This is a genomic window from Psychrobacter sp. 1Y4, from assembly GCF_051847555.1.
Genome location: NZ_JBPYDE010000429.1, coordinates 1 through 773 on the forward strand (window position 1 = coordinate 1; position 773 = coordinate 773).

Annotated in this window: 2 protein-coding genes; both read left to right on the top strand. The window is 48.3% G+C overall.

Features of this window, described 5'->3' with window-relative positions; all coding sequences use genetic code 11:
• On the top strand, positions 1-293 hold a 293-nt coding region (locus ACS8FC_RS16765; RefSeq protein ID WP_439297617.1), incomplete at its 5' end, for an AMP-binding enzyme.
• A gap of 72 nt (positions 294-365) precedes the next feature.
• Positions 366-773 (top strand): SDR family NAD(P)-dependent oxidoreductase (locus ACS8FC_RS16770; RefSeq protein WP_439297618.1); only part of this gene is annotated, 408 nt, incomplete at its 3' end.

Sequence of the window (773 nt, forward strand, 5' to 3'; positions counted from 1 at the left end):
ACCGCGTCGGACCTACGGATGTCGAAAATACCGTATTAGAGCATGACGCAGTGGCAGAATCTGCGGCGGTAGGCGTGCCAGACGAAGTGCGTGGTCACACTATCAAGTCTTATGTGGTGTTAAAAGAGGGTATCGAAGGCAGCGAGCAAATCGCCAAAGAAATCCAAGAGCTGGTGCGCAAACGTCTATCAACTCATGCTTATCCGCGTGAGGTCGAGTTTGTGACCGAATTACCAAAAACACCAAGTGGCAAGATTCAACGCTTTTTGCTGCGTAGTTTATCTGCCGCGTAACTACCCAATAGAGCGTTTATAGATAATTCATAGAAAACAGCTAATAAAGAGTGAAGATTTAAAGGAATAATCATGCAAATTCAAGAAAACAGCTTTTTGGTCACGGGTGGTGCATCTGGTTTGGGCGAGTCGGTGGTTCGGGCAATTGTCTCTCAAGGCGGTAACGTCGTCATTGCTGATCTAAACGAATCAGCAGGGCAAGCACTGGTCGCTGAGCTAGGTGATAGTGCGCGCTTTGTACGCTGTGACATTACTAACGGCGATGAGGTGCAATCAGCGGTTGAAATGGCAGAGTCAGCTTTCGGCGGTTTACAAGGCTCAATCAACTGTGCTGGTATCGTAGTGGTACAAAAGCTACTGGATCGTGATAACAATCCAGCAGACCTTGAGGCATTTAGCCGCGGGGTCAATGTCAATCTGGTCGGTTCATTTAACGTTGCCCGTTTGGTCGCGGCTAGCATCGCCAAACGCATAGCTATT